This window comes from Polaribacter sp. Asnod1-A03, assembly GCF_045063585.1.
In the GTDB taxonomy this organism is placed as follows: Bacteria; Bacteroidota; Bacteroidia; order Flavobacteriales; family Flavobacteriaceae; genus Polaribacter.
The window spans coordinates 382764-401711 of record NZ_JBEFOE010000009.1 but is presented as its reverse complement, the minus strand read 5'-3'; the positions used below and the strand labels follow the sequence as shown (position 1 = coordinate 401711).

The 18948-nt window shown below is 29.6% G+C and carries 13 protein-coding genes; 6 read left to right on the top strand and 7 right to left on the bottom strand.

All coding sequences use genetic code 11. The features are described 5' to 3' along the window. Positions 1–120: 120 nt before the first annotated feature. Positions 121–1389: an MFS transporter gene (locus ACJJVY_RS02170; RefSeq protein WP_405604666.1), complete on the bottom strand. Its 1269-nt coding sequence runs from the start codon at positions 1387–1389 to the stop codon at positions 121–123. A 71-nt stretch (positions 1390–1460) separates the two neighbouring features. On the opposite strand from ACJJVY_RS02170, the gene ACJJVY_RS02165 reads away from it, so the two are divergent. Next, a complete protein-coding gene (locus ACJJVY_RS02165) occupies positions 1461–2363 on the top strand; it encodes an EamA family transporter (protein ID WP_405604664.1) in 903 nt (300 codons plus the stop codon). Between the two features lie 16 nt (positions 2364–2379). Here ACJJVY_RS02165 and ACJJVY_RS02160 read toward each other — a convergent pair whose 3' ends face one another. Together ACJJVY_RS02160 and ACJJVY_RS02155 are read right to left on the bottom strand one after the other, a co-directional pair. Continuing rightward, positions 2380–4875: an ABC transporter permease gene (locus ACJJVY_RS02160; protein WP_405611557.1), complete on the bottom strand. Its 2496-nt coding sequence runs from the start codon at positions 4873–4875 to the stop codon at positions 2380–2382. A gap of 37 nt (positions 4876–4912) precedes the next feature. Further along, complete coding sequence (locus tag ACJJVY_RS02155; protein WP_405604662.1) at positions 4913–5617, bottom strand: ABC transporter ATP-binding protein; 705 nt, start codon at positions 5615–5617, stop codon at positions 4913–4915. 21 nt (positions 5618–5638) lie between these two features. On the opposite strand from ACJJVY_RS02155, the gene ACJJVY_RS02150 reads away from it, so the two are divergent. Further along, the gene (locus ACJJVY_RS02150; RefSeq protein WP_405604660.1) at positions 5639–6385 is read left to right on the top strand and encodes an arylesterase; all 747 of its coding nucleotides are present in this window, start codon (positions 5639–5641) and stop codon (positions 6383–6385) included. A gap of 5 nt (positions 6386–6390) precedes the next feature. Here the strand turns inward: ACJJVY_RS02150 and ACJJVY_RS02145 are convergent, their stop codons facing one another. The 3 genes from ACJJVY_RS02145 to priA all read right to left on the bottom strand — a co-directional run bounded on the left by ACJJVY_RS02145 (position 6391) and on the right by priA (position 12746). After that, on the bottom strand, positions 6391–8493 hold the full coding sequence (locus ACJJVY_RS02145; protein ID WP_405604658.1) for a prolyl oligopeptidase family serine peptidase: 2103 nt from the start codon (positions 8491–8493) through the stop codon (positions 6391–6393). Between the two features lie 149 nt (positions 8494–8642). Next, positions 8643–10178, bottom strand: coding sequence for an SDR family NAD(P)-dependent oxidoreductase (locus ACJJVY_RS02140; protein ID WP_405604656.1), 1536 nt, complete (start codon positions 10176–10178; stop codon positions 8643–8645). A gap of 123 nt (positions 10179–10301) precedes the next feature. Then, on the bottom strand, positions 10302–12746 hold the full coding sequence (priA, locus tag ACJJVY_RS02135; RefSeq protein WP_405611554.1) for a primosomal protein N': 2445 nt from the start codon (positions 12744–12746) through the stop codon (positions 10302–10304). A 300-nt stretch (positions 12747–13046) separates the two neighbouring features. Between priA and ACJJVY_RS02130 the strand changes: the two genes are divergently transcribed. Continuing rightward, entirely contained in the window at positions 13047–13571 is a 525-nt protein-coding gene (locus tag ACJJVY_RS02130; RefSeq protein ID WP_405604654.1) for a hypothetical protein, read from the top strand. Between the two features lie 269 nt (positions 13572–13840). Here the strand turns inward: ACJJVY_RS02130 and ACJJVY_RS02125 are convergent, their stop codons facing one another. Beyond that, entirely contained in the window at positions 13841–14764 is a 924-nt protein-coding gene (locus ACJJVY_RS02125; RefSeq protein WP_405604652.1) for a LysR substrate-binding domain-containing protein, read from the bottom strand. A gap of 102 nt (positions 14765–14866) precedes the next feature. On the opposite strand from ACJJVY_RS02125, the gene ACJJVY_RS02120 reads away from it, so the two are divergent. The 3 genes from ACJJVY_RS02120 (at position 14867) to ACJJVY_RS02110 (ending at position 18932) form a co-directional block, all read left to right on the top strand. Beyond that, entirely contained in the window at positions 14867–16402 is a 1536-nt protein-coding gene (locus ACJJVY_RS02120; RefSeq protein WP_405604650.1) for a catalase, read from the top strand. Between the two features lie 70 nt (positions 16403–16472). After that, the gene (locus tag ACJJVY_RS02115; RefSeq protein WP_405604648.1) at positions 16473–16985 is read left to right on the top strand and encodes an ankyrin repeat domain-containing protein; all 513 of its coding nucleotides are present in this window, start codon (positions 16473–16475) and stop codon (positions 16983–16985) included. Between the two features lie 252 nt (positions 16986–17237). Then, the gene (locus ACJJVY_RS02110) at positions 17238–18932 is read left to right on the top strand and encodes an ArnT family glycosyltransferase (protein ID WP_405604646.1); all 1695 of its coding nucleotides are present in this window, start codon (positions 17238–17240) and stop codon (positions 18930–18932) included. Positions 18933–18948 lie beyond the last annotated feature (16 nt).

Below are 18948 nucleotides of genomic sequence, written 5' to 3'. Positions count from 1 at the left end.
TACACTTTTATTGCTTGTACCACCAATTAGTATTTATTGATTGGTTTTTTTGTATAAATATTAATAAAACTAGTTCTTTTCTACTAAAAGAGAAATATTTATATTGATAATAGAACAAAATTACCGTTCTTTTAAATGTTTAAAAACAGCCATTGTTAACGGAATATACATAAAGCCACCAATGATAAAAATGATAAAAGCCCTTTGTAGACCAAAGTATTCTGCTAAATATCCTACCATGGGAGGACCTAAAAACATCCCCACAGTTGCATAAGTACCAATAATAGCAATTACAATTCCAGTGGCATATTTTTTAGCTTTTCCTGCCATCATAAAAGTAATAGGAAACAAACTAGCAACTCCAAACCCTGTCAAACAAAAACCAATCAATGCAATCCAAAAAAAAGGAAATACCACCACAACTGTCATTCCACACATAATTAAAATAGCACTTAAAAAATACAGTTTCTTAACACCAAAACGCTCCATTAATTTATCAATAATAAACCTAGAAACAGACATACAAATCATAAATAACAAATACCCATAAGTAAAAACTTCTACCTTTATTACATCTTTAAAGTAAACACCATTCCAATCATAAACTCCACCTTCACAAATGGCTGCAAAAAACAACATCAAACCTAGTAACATAATGTATCGGTTTGGTTTACCTAACTTAAATTTATTGCTATTGGTAGATTTATCCTTCTTTATTAAATAAGGGTAGGCTATAAAAACACTTACCAAAGAAAAAAGTGAAACCATTAAAAAATGTATTTCAACAGAAATTTTAAGCGCCAACATTAGAGTAGTAAATAAAACACCTACAACACCACCAATACTCCACAAACCATGAAAAGAACCAACAATAGGTTTTTCAAATTTTTCTTGTACAGAAATCGATTGTGTATTTATGGTAATGTTGATAATCCGCAAACACAAGGCAAATAAAAAAAGTGAAAATATTAATAATAACAAACTATTAGAAAAACCAATTAAAAACAGCGATATAAAATAAAAGATATAAGCAAATTGTTGCGGAATCCGACTATCATATTTAGAAATCAACCAACCAGAAAGAGGAATACCAACAATGGCACTTATAGGCATAATCATTAACATGTTCCCCAATTCTTGCTCATTAAAGCCAAACTTATCTTTAATAGTAGGTATTCTAGAAGCCCAAGAAGAAAAGCAAACACCAGACAGTAAAAAATAAGTTGATAACGCAATACGTTGTAAATTTCTTTCTTGCATAAGATCTTTATTAATGGGCAAAAGTAAATATTTTAGGAAATGTAACTCTCTTTTTGTGTTAAATTTTCGGGGAACATAAGAACTCTTTTTACGATTAAAAAAAACGTATACCCCTATAAAACAAATCATTAATTATTAATAATTAAATAATGGACTTTAAAAGTTTCATATCGAAAAAATAAAATATCTTCGCGCGCATTATGTGGATGTATCTAGGACTTTTAGCAGCCTTATTTTTAGGCTTACACAATTTATGTAAAAAACATGCTGTACAAGGCAACGAAGTGTTCCCAGTGTTATTAGGCACTATCTCTTCGGGTTTTCTATTGCTACTCCCCTTTTACTTAGGTTCGCTTTGGCAGCCAGATTATATGAAAGAAATACAAATGTTTGTAGAAAGTATTCCGTGGCAAACACACGGTTTTATCTTTATAAAATCGGCTATAATGGCTTCTTCTTGGGTGTTAGCCTACCAAGCTTTAAAACATTTACCAATAACCATCGTTACTCCTATTCGTTCTGCAGGTCCTTTTTTTACTTTTATAGGCGCTATTTTTATTTATCAAGAAAAACCTAATTTCTGGCAATGGATTGGTTTCTTCTTAATTATTTTCTCAGTAATGCTCTACTCTAGAATCGGAAAAAAAGAAGGCATCAACTTTAAAAGAAACAAGTGGATATTTGCCATTATTGGGGCAACTTTTTTAGGTGCTTCTAGTGGTTTGTATGATAAGTTTTTAATACAAACTTTAACTTTAAACCCACAAACACTGCAATTTTGGTTTTGCTTTTACACTGTATTAATACTATTAGTTATTTTAAGTATTACGTGGTTTCCTAATGCAGAAAAGCGCAAGGCATTTAAATGGCGATGGTCTATACCTTTAGTAGGTATTTTACTACAAATTGCTGATTATTTTTACTTTAGAGCATTGCAAGATCCAGAGGCTTTAATCATGTTACTTTCTGCTATAAAACGTAGTCAAATTATTATTGCTGTTGTAATTGGTGGTATCCTTTTTAAAGAACAAAATAAACGTAAAAAACTAATTCCTTTAGCCGGAATTTTATGTGGTGTCTTCTTGATTTTATACACCAAGTAAGACACCATAATCTCTTTTACACTTCTTTTCTTAAAACCTCTAGTGGCGGACTCTTTAAAACTGTACGAATATTACTCAAACCAATAAGTAAAACCAACAGAGTAATACCTGGTAAAAAAACCAAAAACGGAATTGCAGAAGGTATAAATGGTTCTTTAAACAACAAATTTGCTAATAATTGACTACTAATTAATGATAGTAAAATACCCACCAAACTACCCAATAAACCTAAATACACATATTCTAAAGCTGTAATTTGCAGTATTTGTTTGCTCTTTGCTCCTAAAGTTCTTAGCAAAACACTTTCTTTAATACGTTGGTATTTACTATTTCTAACTGAACCAATTAAAACAATAATTCCTGTAAGAATACTAAAAAATGCCATAAAATTGATTATCCAAGAAATCTTATCGAGGATGTCTTCTACAATCGTAAATATCTGACGAATGTCTAAAATGGTAATATTAGGAAACTTTTTCACTAAATCTCTTTGTAAATCCGCAGAACTTTCCGCATCAGAAACATAAGTGGTAATGACATTAAACTGTGGTGCATTTTCTAAAACCCCTTCAGGAAAAACAATAGAAAAATTCAATTGAATATTACCCCAATTTACTTTTCGAATGCTACCAATCGTAGTTTTCATTAAAACTCCTTGAATGTTAAAAACAATTTCATCACCTACTTTTAAATTAGCATCTCTTGCAATATTATCTGAAATAGATATTAAAACAGGTGCATCTTTTACTTGCTTTTCTACCCAATTTCCTTCGGTTATTTCTTCGGATTCTAATAACTTACTTCTGTAAGTTGCTCTAAATTCACGATTTAATATCCAACGTTTACTTCTAGAAGTACTGTCTTTTCTAATCTCATTGGCCAATCTACCTTTAATTTGATGCATACGCATAGTCACAATCGGTATGTTATCAATAATATCTAATCCTTTAGGAGTAATAGTATTTACAACTGCTTTTTTTTGATCACTTTGTACATCCATTAAAATGATATTGGCATCATTTTTACTCGTATCAATGGTAGTTTTGGATAATAAAATATCTTTTGTAAAATACAACGTACTAATTAAAAAAGTTCCCAAACCGATTGCTACAATCAACACCATGGTTTGGTTATTAGGTCTGTATAAATTTAACAAACTTTGCCTTTTGGTAAAACCCCATTTTTTTGGAAAATATTTTTTAATGACTTTCATAAACAAACTAGCAACACCTGCTAGTATGGCAAAAGCCACTAAAATACCTACTGTAAAAAGCAATCCGTTTAAAGCATCTTTTAACAACCAAAAAGAGAATAAAAAGATAAAAACCAAGATGGCTGCAAAGGTTAATATGCGTGCTTTTTTAGGTTCTTCTAAATGATCATCGGTACCTCTTAATACTTCTAACGGAGATACATACCAAGTACCTAACAAAGGCAACAAGGCAAATAAAACCGACATTAAAACCCCTAACGTGATTCCCATTACCAAAGGTTGTGCTGTAATGGCTATTTGTACATCAAAAGGTAAAAACTCTTTTAAAATATAAGGAAATGCATATTGTAAACCAATACCAATGGCAGAACCTATAATACCGCCAACCAAACCGATTCCTACAATTTGTAACAAGTAAATGATAAAGGTTTGTTTTCTAGAAGCGCCCAAACATTTTAAAACGGCTACGTTTTTTAATTTCTCTTTGATGTAAATATGTACCGAACTTGCAATACCCACACAACCTAAAAGTAAGGCGATAAATGCTGCTAAATTTAAAAACCGACTCACATTATCGTACCTTCTTCCTAAACGAGCACTTGTACTTGTATGTGTATCTATATCTGCATTTTCATCATCTAAAATAGGATCTAATTTTTTATCTAACAAATCTAAATCCATTTCTGGTGCTGCTACAAAAAAGTATTGATATTCTTTTCTACTTCCTACTTGCAACAATTCCGTTTCCTTTATAAATCGATATGGAATTAATACTGTTGGAGCAACCGAAGTAGAAATGGCTGTACTACCTGGAATCGATTTTAACACCCCAATAATCGGAAAAGTTGTTTTTCCTAACTTAATAGAATCTCCTGTTTTTAAATCGTATTGTAATAATAAAGTAGCATCTACTAAAGCCCCCCCTAATTGTTGATATTCTTTTGCTGCACTTACTGGTTCTGTATCTAAAGTTCCGTAAAAGGGAAAATTACCTTCCATAGCACGAACTTTTACCAACTTTGTTCCGTCGTTTTTAGGAAAAGCCGCCATAGACACAAAATTGACTTCAGAAGCAGCAACGTTTAAAGAATCTATAATGGCCATCACCTTTTTAGAAGGTAACTTTTTACTATCAATAATAAAATCTGCCCCCATTAAGGCTTTCGACTGATTCTTGATATTATCTTTTAAATTCTGACTAAATAATTGAATGGAAACCACAGCCGCAATCCCTAAGATAATAGATGCCATAAACAACATCAATCTAGAAAAACTTGCTTTTCCGTCTCTCCAAGCCATTTTAAAAAGCCATTTTATTGGAGTTTTAGAAGTAGAATTATGCATTTACAGTCGTTGTTTTTTCGTTAGATATTATCTTCCCTCCTTTTAATCTTAGTATTTGCTGTGTTCTATTAGCCAATTCTAAATCGTGGGTAATAATAATTAAAGTTGTACCTGCTTCTTTGTTTAAATCAAACAATAATTGAATTACCTTTTCGCCAGTTTCTTCATCTAAATTTCCCGTAGGTTCATCAGCAAATAAAACCGATGGCTTATTAGAAAAAGCTCTTGCCAAAGCTACACGTTGCTGCTCACCACCTGATAATTGCGAAGGATAATGATCAAACCTTGCTCCCAAACCTACTTTTTCTAATAGCTCTTTTCCTATTTTAGTAGCATTCTTTGCTCCTTGTAACTCTAAAGGAACAATTACATTTTCTAAAGCAGTAAGTGTAGGTAATAATTGAAAATTCTGAAAAATAAATCCGACTTCTTTGTTACGCAATTGCGCTAATTCATCTTCATTTAAATTTTCTAAATTGCTGCCGCATAATTCTATATTACCAGAAGTTGGACTATCTAAACCCGCACATAAACCCAATAATGTTGTTTTTCCACTACCCGATGGCCCCACAATAGAAAAGATACTACCTTTTTCTACATCAAAAGAAATATTTGATAAAACAGTTAGTTTTTTAGAACCACTTATATATGTTTTCTCTAGTTCGTTAATCTTTAATATCTTTGTTACTGTATCCATGGAAACTTTATTTTACGAAGAATGATAAAACTGAAAAATAAACAATTGCTTTTAAATTTTAATACTAGCGCATCAAAAATTTTATTAAAATTTAGTTATGTATTCTTACTTGTTTTATTTTCTTGTGGAAACGGAGACACTTCTAAGAAAAAAGATACCACTAAAACAACCATTGAAAAAGCTACTAATTCATCAGAAGAAAATACTACAAAAACTATCTTATTTTTTGGTGATAGTTTAACCGCAGGTTATGGTCTAGAAGATGTAAATAATGCCTATCCTTCATTAATTCAATCAAAAATAGATTCGCTTTCTTTAGATTATACCGTGGTAAACTCTGGTGTAAGTGGAGAAACAACAGCTGGAGGAAAAAGTAGAATCAATTGGGTGCTTAAAAACCAAGATGCCGCTATTTTTGTATTAGAATTAGGTGCTAACGATGGTTTACGTGGCGTACCACTACAAGAAACTAGAGAAAATCTACAAGCAATTATTGATGCTGTTTTAAAGAAAAATGCTAATACTAAAATTGTATTAACAGGTATGCAATTGCCACCCAATATGGGGATTGATTATACCACAGAATTTAAAACAATTTTCCCTGAATTAGCTAAAAAGAATCAATTGACTTTAATTCCTTTTTTATTAGAAAACGTAGGTGGTATTCCTTCTTTAAATCAAGGAGATGGCATTCATCCAACGGCTAAAGGACATCAAATTTTAGCTAAAAATGTATGGGCTGTTTTAAAGCCCATTATTACATTATAAAAAGTTTATTCTTTTGTCAATTCATTGATTAAAAAACTATAAATAAACGTTTTTTCTTCAAAATAGCTATTGTATTGGCTTGCTCCAAAATGCCCTTCTTTTTCTTGTGTCCACAGTAAAACTGGGTTCTTTTGGTTGATACCATTCTGTAGTTTACCAGCAAATTTATAAGATTGATAAGGCGGTACTCTTGTATCATTAGTACCTGTAATTAATAAAGTAGATGGATAATTTACATTCTCTTTAATGTTATAGAAAGGCGAGTAAGAAAGTAAGTTCATAAATTCATCTTTCTTTTTTACAGTACCAAATTCACTTTTATTAACAATAGAAGCACCTGTTTCTGTTTGTTCCATTCTAAGCATATCTAAAGCGCCTACATTTATTACAGCAGCACCAAATAACTCGGGTTTTTCTATCATTGCTCCAGCAGTAATTAATCCACCATGAGAAGTTCCAATAATTCCAATTTTCTTGGGCTTCGTATAACCTTCATTAACTAAATATTCAGCAGCACTAGAAAAATCTAAAATTCCATTTTTCTTTTTCAAATTTCTACCTTCTTGCCACCAATCGTAACCTAACTCTCCTCCACCTCTAATGTTTACATAAGCAAAAGCACCACCATTTTCTATAAAATAAATTACGCCAGCATCAAAATTAGGTTTAGCAATTGTACCATAACCACCATACGTTTTTAATAAAAAAGGAGTATTACCATCTTTAGCAATCGAATCTTTGTAAACAATAAACATCGGTACTTCTGTGCCGTCATGAGAAACAAATTTTTTACGCATAAAATGGTATTTTTTAGCATCAAAATTTACTTCTGCTTTTCCTAAGTACTTAAATGTATAATCTTTTAAGTTTAACTTACAAGTAACAGGAGGTATTGTATAAGAAGACAATTTAAAGGTAAACTCTTTCTTAGTTTTATTGTAATATAGGTTGCTAACACTCATTCCATCTGGAGTAACCACTTCTCCTAAAACTTTTCCTTTAGTATCAGAAACTACCAAAAAAGAAGATTTTTCTGTTTGAAAAGAAGTAACAATTTTATCTTCTACAAACTCATAATCTGTAAATACAGCACCTTCATAAGACGGACTTATTAAAGACCATTTTTTGGGCTCGTTAACAGGAAAAGAAATTAAAAACCTATTTTTTTTAATTTGGGTATTGGCTATTATTGTATCAGATTTAAATCGTAAAATACTCATATCATAATTAATGTCCGTAAAAAGTGGTGTAAATTTTTTGGTATTACTTTTAGGTCTGATATATAAATAACTATAATTTTTTGTTAATCGATTTGATTTTTTTATTAGGTATAAACTTTGATTTTCTGTTCCATATAGACTCAAAGTTTCATCTTTTGTATCTACACTAAAAACCTTTTTATCTTCTGATTGTGGTGTGCTTAAAGTGTGATACATCACTTCTGGAAATGTTCTTCTTACCTTTTCTGCATTGTAATGGTGTTTTACATAGAAGAAACCTTGTCCGTACCAATTAATTTGAGGCGATAAAACTTCTGTTAAAGTTTCTTTAAAAAAAACTCTATTTTTAATTCCTACTATTTTAATTTCTTCCCAATCACTACCATTTCTGTTGTATTGATATGCTAAAAATCGATCGTCAAAAGAAGGTCTTAAACTTGTAAAACTAATTCTGTCTGTTTTAGATATAGAATTTGGTCCTATTAACTTTTGATAAGTAGATTTATTCCCTTTTTTATAATAAATATTAGGTTGAGAATTCTTTCCAGGATACATCAACCTATAATATATTTTATCATTTCTTTCTGAAGAAGAATTCTTATCAAAATCCATTTCATACCAATCATATGCTTTCATCTGTTTTCTAGCACCATTTGTATTTGATAATTTATTTAAATATTTTAAAGAAACTTTATTTTGATTTTCTACCCAATCTTTCACCTTTACGTCTCTTAAATTCTCTAACCATTGATAATTATCCGTAATTTCTATATCATGATATGTATCTATTACTGGTATTTTATCTGTAATAGGATATTTTAGTTGGGATTGTATGGAGCATGTTAAAAAAACAAAAAGAGTTAAAAAAGCTTTTGGAAATTTATTCATATTTAAATAATATAAGTTTCTATTTTAAGAGATAATAAAGTTTGCAAAATAATCTATACAGAATGATTTATGTGTTTAAAGACAAATAAATTGACAAAAAAATAACATAAAAAAATCAATGTTGAACTTCAAAAACTACTCAAAAAACATTACCAATCAATCGGAAAATAATCTTTTAAGAATTTACCACACCAATGTTTACCTGTATTAATTCCGTCTATTAATGGATCCATAACTCTTGCTGCACCATCTACAATATCTAAAGGAGGTTGAAAATCGTGTGTTTCTACTTTCTTTTTTGATAATTCTGCTGGATCTTCATCGGTAACCCAACCTGTATCTACAGCATTCATATAAATACCCGATTTTGCAAAGGTTGATGCTGATGTATGTGTTAACATATTTAAAGCTGCTTTTGCCATATTGGTATGCGGATGCCTGTCTACTTTTTTAAATCGATGAAACTTCCCTTCCATCGCTGTAACATTGATAATGTGTTTTTTACCTGTATTTTCTTTCATCATTAAATTAGACAAACGATTGCATAACACAAACGGAGCAACAGCATTTACCAACTGTACTTCTACCATTTCTGTTGTTTCTATTTCGCCTAATTTTAAACGCCAACTATTGGTTTTTCTTAAATCTACTTGTTGTAAATCGGCATCTAATTCGCCTTCTGGAAAAACTTCTGCTGTTTGTAATGAATTGTCAAAACTATACGGAATTTGAGATAATTCTGCCGAATTACGCAAACCAATTCCTGGCTCTGGTCCGTGCCAAGTAACAGGCAGCACATTATTTTTATCCGTTTTAGAAGGGCCAATACTTAAGCTAGCCAATTCTTCTAAACAACTTTCGTGATCTTGTAATAAAGTCTGCGCTAATTTTGGTAATTGATCTATTGGTTTCTTTTCGTTTTCCATTAAATGGAAGTAAAAACCAGACGGACGTCTTACCGTTTGTGCCGCATTGTTAATTAAAATATCTAATCGATCGTATTTTTGCTCTATATAATTACAGAAAATTTCTACACTTGGTATGTGTCTTAAATCTAAACCATGTATGTGCAAACGATGGCTCCAATCTTTATAATCTTCTTCCTTTGCAAAGCGAATTGCAGAATCTGCAGGAAAACGTGTTGTTGCCACAACGGTTGCGCCAGAACGCAAACACATTAATGTAATATGATAACCAATTTTTAAACGAGAACCAGTAATTACGGCTACTTGTCCTTTTAAATCGGTGGTTTGAAAACGTTTTGCATAATTTAAATCACCACATTCTGTACACATTGTATCATAAAAATGATGTAATTTGGTAAAAACTGTTTTACATACATAACAATTTCTTGGCGATTCTAATTCTGGTGTATCTTCTGGAATGGCCGCTGCGCCTAAAAGTTTAGGAGCTACAAATAAAGCCGCTTCACGAGCAGAACGAATACCAGTAGATTTTCTAGCATGTTTATCGCTTTCAATCATTTTACGTTTTGCCGCTTTTTTAGCGTCTTTGCGTCTGCGTTGAAATTCATCACGATTTGGTCTAGACAATGCTCCTGCAACCTTAAAAAGCGCTACTCTTTGTGCTTCTGGCAACTCAAAAAGTTTGTTGGTATCGTCTAATAAATGTTGAAGTGTATGAATACAGTTTTCAATATCTATATTTTGTTTTTTATCACACATGGTAAAACTACTTGTTATATTTGTTGAGCTCTCATATAAAAAAAGTGCTTATTTGGGCGCGAAATTAATTCTTTTTTATGATTTTGGCTTAAAATAAAAATGCGAATTAAAAGTGCTCTAAATCTAATAAGCATCTACATCAATAATAAACCTAATAGGTCTAAAGTCTTTAACAGCTTCAAACGTATCTTTTATCTTTTTAAGTTGATTTTTAGTGTTTGCTAAATTTTGTTTTGGCGGAATTTTAATCACTATATTTTTAATATACTGATTTCTAATTCTAGCAACTGCAGGTGCTGTTGGCCCTAAAACATATTCCCCAAAGGAATTTTGTAATGCTTTTGCCAACCAATTAACGCCACTTTCTACTTTATTGTAATCTTTATGCTTTAAAGTAATTTTAATCAGACGATAATAAGGCGGATATTTATATTGCCAACGTTCTTGCAATTGTTCTTTATACATTTCTGCATAATTTGTTGTAGAAACTTGTTGTAATATTTGATGATACGGATTGTAAGTTTGTATGGCTACATTTCCTTGTTTTTTACTTCTTCCTGCTCGTCCAGAAACTTGTACCATCATATCATACGCTCTTTCGTGAGCTCTAAAGTCAGGGAAATTTAACATAGAATCAGCATTTAAAACACCAACTAAAGAAACATTTTCAAAATCTAAACCTTTAGACAACATTTGGGTTCCTACCAAAACATCAATTTCTTTAGCTTCAAAAGCACCAATTATTTTCTGATATCCAAATTTACCTTTTGTAGTGTCTAAATCCATCCTTCCGATATTGTAATCGGGGAATAATTCTTTTAATTCTAACTCTATTTGTTCTGTACCAAAACCTTTATTATCTAAAGTATTGCTTCCACATGCGCCGCAACTATTTGGCATTGCTCGTTGATAGTTGCAATAATGACAACGTAATTCGTGCCTAAATTTATGATAAGTTAAAGAAACATCGCAATTAGGGCATTGAGGTGAAACACCACAAGTTTTGCATTCTACAACTGGTGAAAACCCTCTTCTATTTTGAAATAAAATTACTTGTTCTTTTTCGTCTAAAGCTTCTTGAATCAATTTTAGCAATCGGTCAGAAAAATGACCTGTCATTTCCTTCTTCTTCTGCTTTTCTTTTACATCAATTAATTCAATTTTTGGCAATTGTACATTTCCATGTCTTCGGTTTAATGCCACAAAACCATATTTATTTTGTTGTGCATTAAAATAACTTTCTAAAGACGGAGTTGCAGAGCCCAATAAAATTTTTGCTTTGTGTAATTTTGCTAAAACAATGGCAGCATCTCGCGCATTATATCTTGGTGAAGGTTCAAATTGTTTGTAAGAAGTTTCGTGTTCTTCATCAACTACAATTAAACCTAAATCAGAAAAAGGTAAAAAAATTGATGAACGTGCGCCTAAAACTATTTGTGCTTTGGTTTTATTTTCTAAAATATTATTCCACACTTCTACCCTTTCGTTCATAGAATATTTAGAATGAAAAACCGAAATTTGATCTCCAAAGTAAAACTGTAAGCGGGTAATTATTTGTGTGGTTAAAGCAATTTCTGGCAATAAAAACAACACTTGTTTCCCTTGGTCTAAAACTTCTTGAATTAACTTTGTATATACTTCTGTTTTACCAGAACTTGTAATTCCGTGTAAAAGTGTCACATCTTTTTTTGTAAACGATTCTTTAATTTCTGAAAGCGCTTTTTCTTGAAATTCATTCAACACTTTTAAATCATTAGTATCTCCTTTAAATTGAATTCGATCTGTTTGAATATGATAAAATTCAAAGATGTTTTTATCTACCAACGATTTTAAAATAGCAGCAGAAACTTTTGCTTTTTCTTCTAGATCTTTTGCTTTTATTGGTTTTTTAGAAGCTGATAATTGGAAAAAAGTTAAAACAGCTTCTCGTTGTTTTTTTGCTCTCGATAATTCTTCTAGTAATTTCCCTAAAGAATCATCAGAACTATAATTAGTATGTAAACGAACATATTTTACCAATTTGGGCTTGTATTGTTCGTAAATTTCTTCTTTAATTGTAATGGCTTCTTTTTTGATTAAAGAGTTTACAATTGGCATTACTTTTTTCTTTCCTAAAATTGCAACAACTTGATGAATTGTAAGTTGAGATTGATGCTGTAAAGCTTCAAAAATCAAAAACTCATCATCTGCTAAAACAGATTCATCTGTAAAATCATCATTTTTATTGATAATTGTTTCACTTTCTAACAAAAAAGCAGAAGGCAAAGCTGCTCTGTAAACATCGCCTAAAGAGCACATATAATAATTAGAAATCCATTGCCAATGTTTTAATTGTAGTTCATTTACCAAAGGGGTTTCATCTAAAATTTGATGAATTTCTTTAGCTTCATATAACATTGGTTTTGTTTGATGTATATTTAAAACTAACGCAGAATACATTTTAGATTTACCAAAAGAAACAGCAACCCGCATTCCTTTTTCTAAGAAAATGGCTTCTTCTTTGGTTACAGAATAGGTAAATGTTTTCTGAATTGGTATGGGTAATATGACGTCTATATAATGGATAATACTTTTTTTAAATTGATTTCAAAACTACATAAAATTCACTACATTGTAAGTAGAAATTTTAAACAATACAATTATATAAAACGGATAAATTAACCATTTTTTTTGAAGCAATATTTAAATCAAAAACAACACATAAAGAAGTTAATAATACCATTTCAAAAATCGATTATAACCGTAGTAAAATAGAAATCATAAAAATGCCTAACATTAATAATAAACAGTTTAAAATTTCTAAATGTTTTTGTAGAGTGGCCAAAACAATAAAAAAAGGAGTTATAGGTAATTAAAAACTGAAAATAAATGAAATACATTCTATCCATTATATTATTGATTTTTATCCAATCAGATTGGACAGAAAATATTGAAAAATCTATATCTCGAATAAATCGAAAAGGAAAATTAGAAAATGAATTTGAGAAAAAAGACAAAGAAGGAATAACTATTTTTAGAAAATATTCTGCTGGAAAAGAAACAAAATCTAGCGTCAAATATAAATATGGAAAATTAATGGATATTAATATTAATTTTTATGAAAATGAAGAGTTAATATTTGCGGAAATTATTAGCGGAAAAGACGTTTTAATATACAAAAAAAAGAGACTAAAAGATGAACCTTATGCTGTTCTGATTGAAAAAATAACATATTTTAAATCTAATAAAGAAGGAATAAAAAAGACTAGAAAGATTAAAGTTTTTGAAAATAGTAATCTTGAAAAATTAAAGAAGGAATTAAAGGAAATAGAATTTGAAACCGAAAAAATTGGAGAAAAAGAATATTTAACTTTAAAAGAAAAATATAATGGAATTACAAAAATAGCGGAATAAAAACTACCTACAACACCATATATAATTTATTGCTGGTTCTAGCCTACTTACGAAAATCCTCGCGGATTTTCTATTCCGTTTTTATTTGCTAACTTTAGTACTTAACCTCGCAACAAACCATATATAAACTCGATATAATTTGTGCACTAAATAGTAATAACAATACCATTAAATTTGAAAGTTTTATTACTGGTAAATTCGTTAAAATTATAACCCAAAAAGGCTCTTTAAATTTTAATGAAGAGATTTGTAAAATAGAGCGTTTTTAATTATTTCCAATTAATCTTTATAAACCTATTATTCTTTACAAAGCCTTTAGGTATTTTTTCTAAAACTTCTAACCGAACAGCGTCTATTAAACTATCTTTTGCAAAAGATTGATGCACAACAATACTTACTTCTCTTATTGGTTTTGGCTCTTTAAAATTAATAGCTGCACCAATATCATTTTTATTAATAGCCATTTCTGGTACTAAAGTAAAACCACCATAATTATCTACCATTTTTTTTAAAGCTTCTATAGAACCACTTTGAAACTGAATACTTTTAGGGTTTGTAGTTTGAGAGCAAATATTTAAAACCTGATTTCTAAAACAATGACCACTTTTTAAAAGCCAAATATTATCTAAATTCTCAATTTCTTCTGCAGATACTTCTTTTTTACCCTTATAAAAAGCATTTTTATGTCCATAAAAAACAAAAGGTTCGTTATATAATTTTATTTCTCTTATAAAAGGTTCATTAAGTGGTGTTACTAAAATACCTATATCAATTTCTTTCTTTTTTAACGCAGATACAATATTTTCTGTCTGCATTTCTTCTATAATAAGGGTAGTTTCTGGATATTTCTTTGAGAAATCACCAGAAATTAACGGAATTAAATAAGGAGAAACCGTTGGTATAACTCCTATTTTAAATGCTCCATCCATACTATCTAACTCCGTATTTATCATGTTTTTTAATTCATTTACTTCTCGTAAAATCATATTAGATTTATTGATAAATACTTCGCCCAAATTTGTGGGTTTAAATGGAGATTTACTTTTGTCAAAAATAGAAAAACCTATTTCATCTTCTAATTTTTTAACCTGAATTGTAATTGTTGGTTGGGTTACAAAACACTTTTCTGCAGCAGTTACAAAGTGCCTATAAGTATCTAATGAAATTACATATTCTAGTTGTTGAAGCGTCATTCTTTATTGATTTTAACAATACAAGGATATAAACTATTAATTTGATTTATAAGAACCGCTGATTGATATTTGTACTTTAATTATAAATAAAATCAATTTAAAATGAAAACAAAATTAATAACACTTATTGCTTTATCATTTGTTATTTTGGGATTTGCACAAAATAACAGAGGCAAAAAAATAATGACCACAAACGGTGGAGTTCCTATTGGTGACAACCAAAATTCTAAAACAGTAGGTGAATATGGGCCTGTTTTATTAGAAGACATTCATCTAGTAGAAAAATTAGCAGCCTTTGATAGAGAAAGAATTCCTGAAAGAGTGGTGCATCCTAGAGGTGCTGGAGCTTCTGGTTATTTTGAAGCTACAAAAGACATGTCTGAGTTTACAAAAGCAGTATTGTTTTCTAAAGCTGGAAAAAAAACTGATTTAGCTGTTCGTTTTTCTACAGTAATTCATGGAAAAGGTTCTCCAGAAACGGCAAGAGATCCTAGAGGTTTTGCTGTAAAATTTTATACAGAACAAGGTAATTATGATATTGTTGGTAACAATTTACCTATCTTTTTTATTAGAGATGCTATCAAATTCCCTGATATGGTTCACTCTTTAAAACCTTCTCCAGAAACTAACAAACAAGATCCAAATCGATTTTTTGATTTCTTTTCTCATGTACCAGAAGCAACACACATGATTACTAGATTGTATACAGATTTAGGCATACCAAAAGGTTACCAATACATGAACGGAAGTAGTGTACATGGTTATAAATGGATTAATAAAGCTGGTAAAGTAACGTATGTAAAATATTCTTGGGTTTCTAAACAAGGAGAAAAAAACTTAACAGTAGAAGAAGCTGCAATACAACAAGGTAAAGATTGGCAACATGCTACAGTTAGTTTACGTAAAGATATTGATGATAAAAATTATCCTCAATGGGATTTATATGTACAAATGATTGCTCCGGAAGATATTCATTCTTTTGACTTTTGGCCTTTAGATGCTACCAAAGATTGGCCAACAGATAAAATTAAAAAGATTAAAATTGGTACCATGACTTTAAACCAAAATCCGATAAATTATTTTGAGCAAGTAGAAAGCATTGCTTTTTCTCCTGGAGCATTAATACCTGGTGTAGAACCTTCTGAAGATAAACTTTTACAAGGTAGATTGTTTTCTTATTTTGATACACAAAGACATAGATTAGGCCCTAATTTTTTACAGTTAGAAATTAACAAACCATTAAAAGAACCAAATAATTATAATTCTGATAGTTGGAACAGTGCTGGTAATAAAAGGTTTGAAAATACGGATGTTAATTATCAACCCAGTAGTAAAGCTTCTCGAACAGAAGACGCACAATACAAACAATCAGAAACTACTCTTACAAACGTAACAATCACGCAAAAGAAAATTTCTAAAACGAATGATTTTGCACAACCAGGTAATTTTTACAGATCACTTTCTAAAAGTCAGAAAGATAATTTAATCAAAAATTTAAGTGGAGATTTAGGTCAGGTTACTGATAAAAAGATTCAAATGACAATGATTACTTATTTCTATAAAGCTGATAGAGAATACGGAATGAGAGTTGCAGAAGCTTTAGGTTTTTCTGCCAAAGATTTTATGAATCATAAATAAAATTCCCCCCTAATATAAGCACTAAAGAGGTTGTGCTAATTGCACTTCCTCTTTTTTCAATTTAAAAATTATGAAACACATTATATTTATTGTAATACTAACAATAGCATCAACCATTTCTGCTCAATCTATTTTTGAAGCTTCTAGAAATGGTAATTTAGAAAAAGTAAAAGCCCTCTATGTTTTAGATAAAAAGGCTATCAATGCATCCGATAGTAAAGGTTTTACTCCCTTAATTTTATCCGTTTATAATAACCAACCAAAAGTTGTTGCCTTTTTACTAGAAAAAAAAACTAATATAGATGCTAAAGATGCTTCTGGCAATACTGCTTTAATGGGTGTTTGTTTTAAAGGTTATACTAATATTGCTAAAACATTAATTGAAAATGGAGCTGATGTAAACCAACAGAATTACAATGGTGCAACTGCTTTAATTTATGCCAGTACATTTGGTCATACAGAAATTGTAGAATATTTATTAGCCAATAAAGCTGATAAAAACTTAAAAGATAATAGAGGTAACACAGCCCTAAAACATGCTACAATGCAAGGAAATACAGAAGTTATAACTCTTTTAAAATAAGAGTAAAGCTAGCAAACTGGTTTAGCCCTGATTAAAGCATTTGTTTGAGCTCTTTTTGAGGAACGAAAAAAAGCGAGTGCGGAAAGCAGGAAATGGCTTCTAGAAATTATTGATTTTCTTTTGTAAAAATAAGCTCATACAATTTAGTTTTGAGCTTTTTTTATTTCTACAATATAAATAAAAATTAAGTAAATTATAAAAAGTTACTTTTACTTCCTATTTTTCTTATAATAAGAAATTTTAAATGTGGTCATGAATAAAAATACATCTTTAAAACAAATCTTTTTTAATAACAAAAAAACTCTTTTAGTTTCTGGTGTTTTTCTTTTAGTAAATTTAATACAAGCTTATTTTACACCATTGTTAAATGACGAAAGTTATTATTGGTTGTATTCAGAGAATTTACAATGGGGATATTTTGATCATCCTCCGTTAATTGCTTTTTTAATAAAACTTTCTACGCAAATATTTCCTTTAGAATTAGGCGTTCGTTTTATAAATGTCTTATTGGGTGCATTCACCATTTTTTTATGGTGTAAACTCATTGAACAAGAAACTAATTCTAAAATAAATACCAAACTTGCTTTTTTATTATTATGCGGAAGTTTATTTCTTAATTTATATACTTTTCTTGCCATTCCGGATACTCCTCTACTCTTTTTTGAAGCTTTATTCTTCTGGTTTTATAGAAAATATTTAAAGAATGATAGTTGGAAAACTATTTTAGCTTTAGCAATTGTAATTACTTTATTGTTGTATACTAAATATCATGGAATACTAATTGTTTTCTTTACATTACTATCTAACTTTAAAATACTTAAAAGAAAATCATTTTTTATAATAGTAATTATCTGTTTGGTCTTATTTGTTCCTCATATTAATTGGCTTTTCGAGAATGATCTTCAGACAATTAGATTCCAGTTATTTGAAAGAACTTCTTCAGGTTTTAAATTGAAAAATGTACTGAGTTATGTTGGGGAACAATTAGGTTTAACAGGACCTATTTTTGTTCTATTATTTAGCATTTTTTATAAACCCAAAAACAATTTTCAAAAAGCATTAAAATACAATACAATTGGTGTTTTTATTTTCTTTTTATTCAATTCTTTTAGAGTAAATATAAATGCATACTGGACTGTTATTGCATGGTTTCCTATGCTATTTTTATGCTACTTATATTTTACCGAAAATAAACCTAAAAAGATCTATTTAGGTTTGTTGATATTTAACATCACCTTAGTAATCTTTTTACGATCTGCATTTTTGTTTGAGTGGAACAAGATTTCTCATTTTAATGATAGAAATCTTAAAGTAATGTCATCCACCTTAAAAAAAGAAGCAAACGGAGATAAATTAGTTTTTTTGAATACTTTTATAGAGCCAACTGCTTACATGTTTTATGAAAACGAAAAATGCTTTTCTATCAATAATATTTTTTATAAGAGAACTCAGTTTAATTATTTAAACTCTTATGAAAATAATGTACAAAACGAACCTGTTCTTTTAGTTTCTAAACATGCTTTAAACGATTCTTCTAAGAAAATAGAAATCTCAAACGGAAAAACCTATTATATAAATAGAATTAATGATTTTAAAAGCTATTTTACTTCAATTAATGTTACAACAGCTAACTTAAAGGGTACAATGAAATCTGGAGAAAATTTAGTTATTAATTATATCATCAATTCTAATTTAACCTCTTCCGAAAAACTTAAAATTTTAAAATCTTCTGATTTTAGTTTACAATTGAACCTAATTAATTCTGAGACAGGAAAGGTTATTAGCTATTCCGCTCCAATAAATACATTAGAAAAAAAAGAATCTCAATTAGAAATAAAACTTCCTACAGAACTCGGAAAATACAATTGTATTTTCAGTATAAACCGTAAAAATCATAATTACTTAAATGGGTTTAATAGTTTAACATATACTGTTGAAATTAAATAAATTAAAAATATTTTTT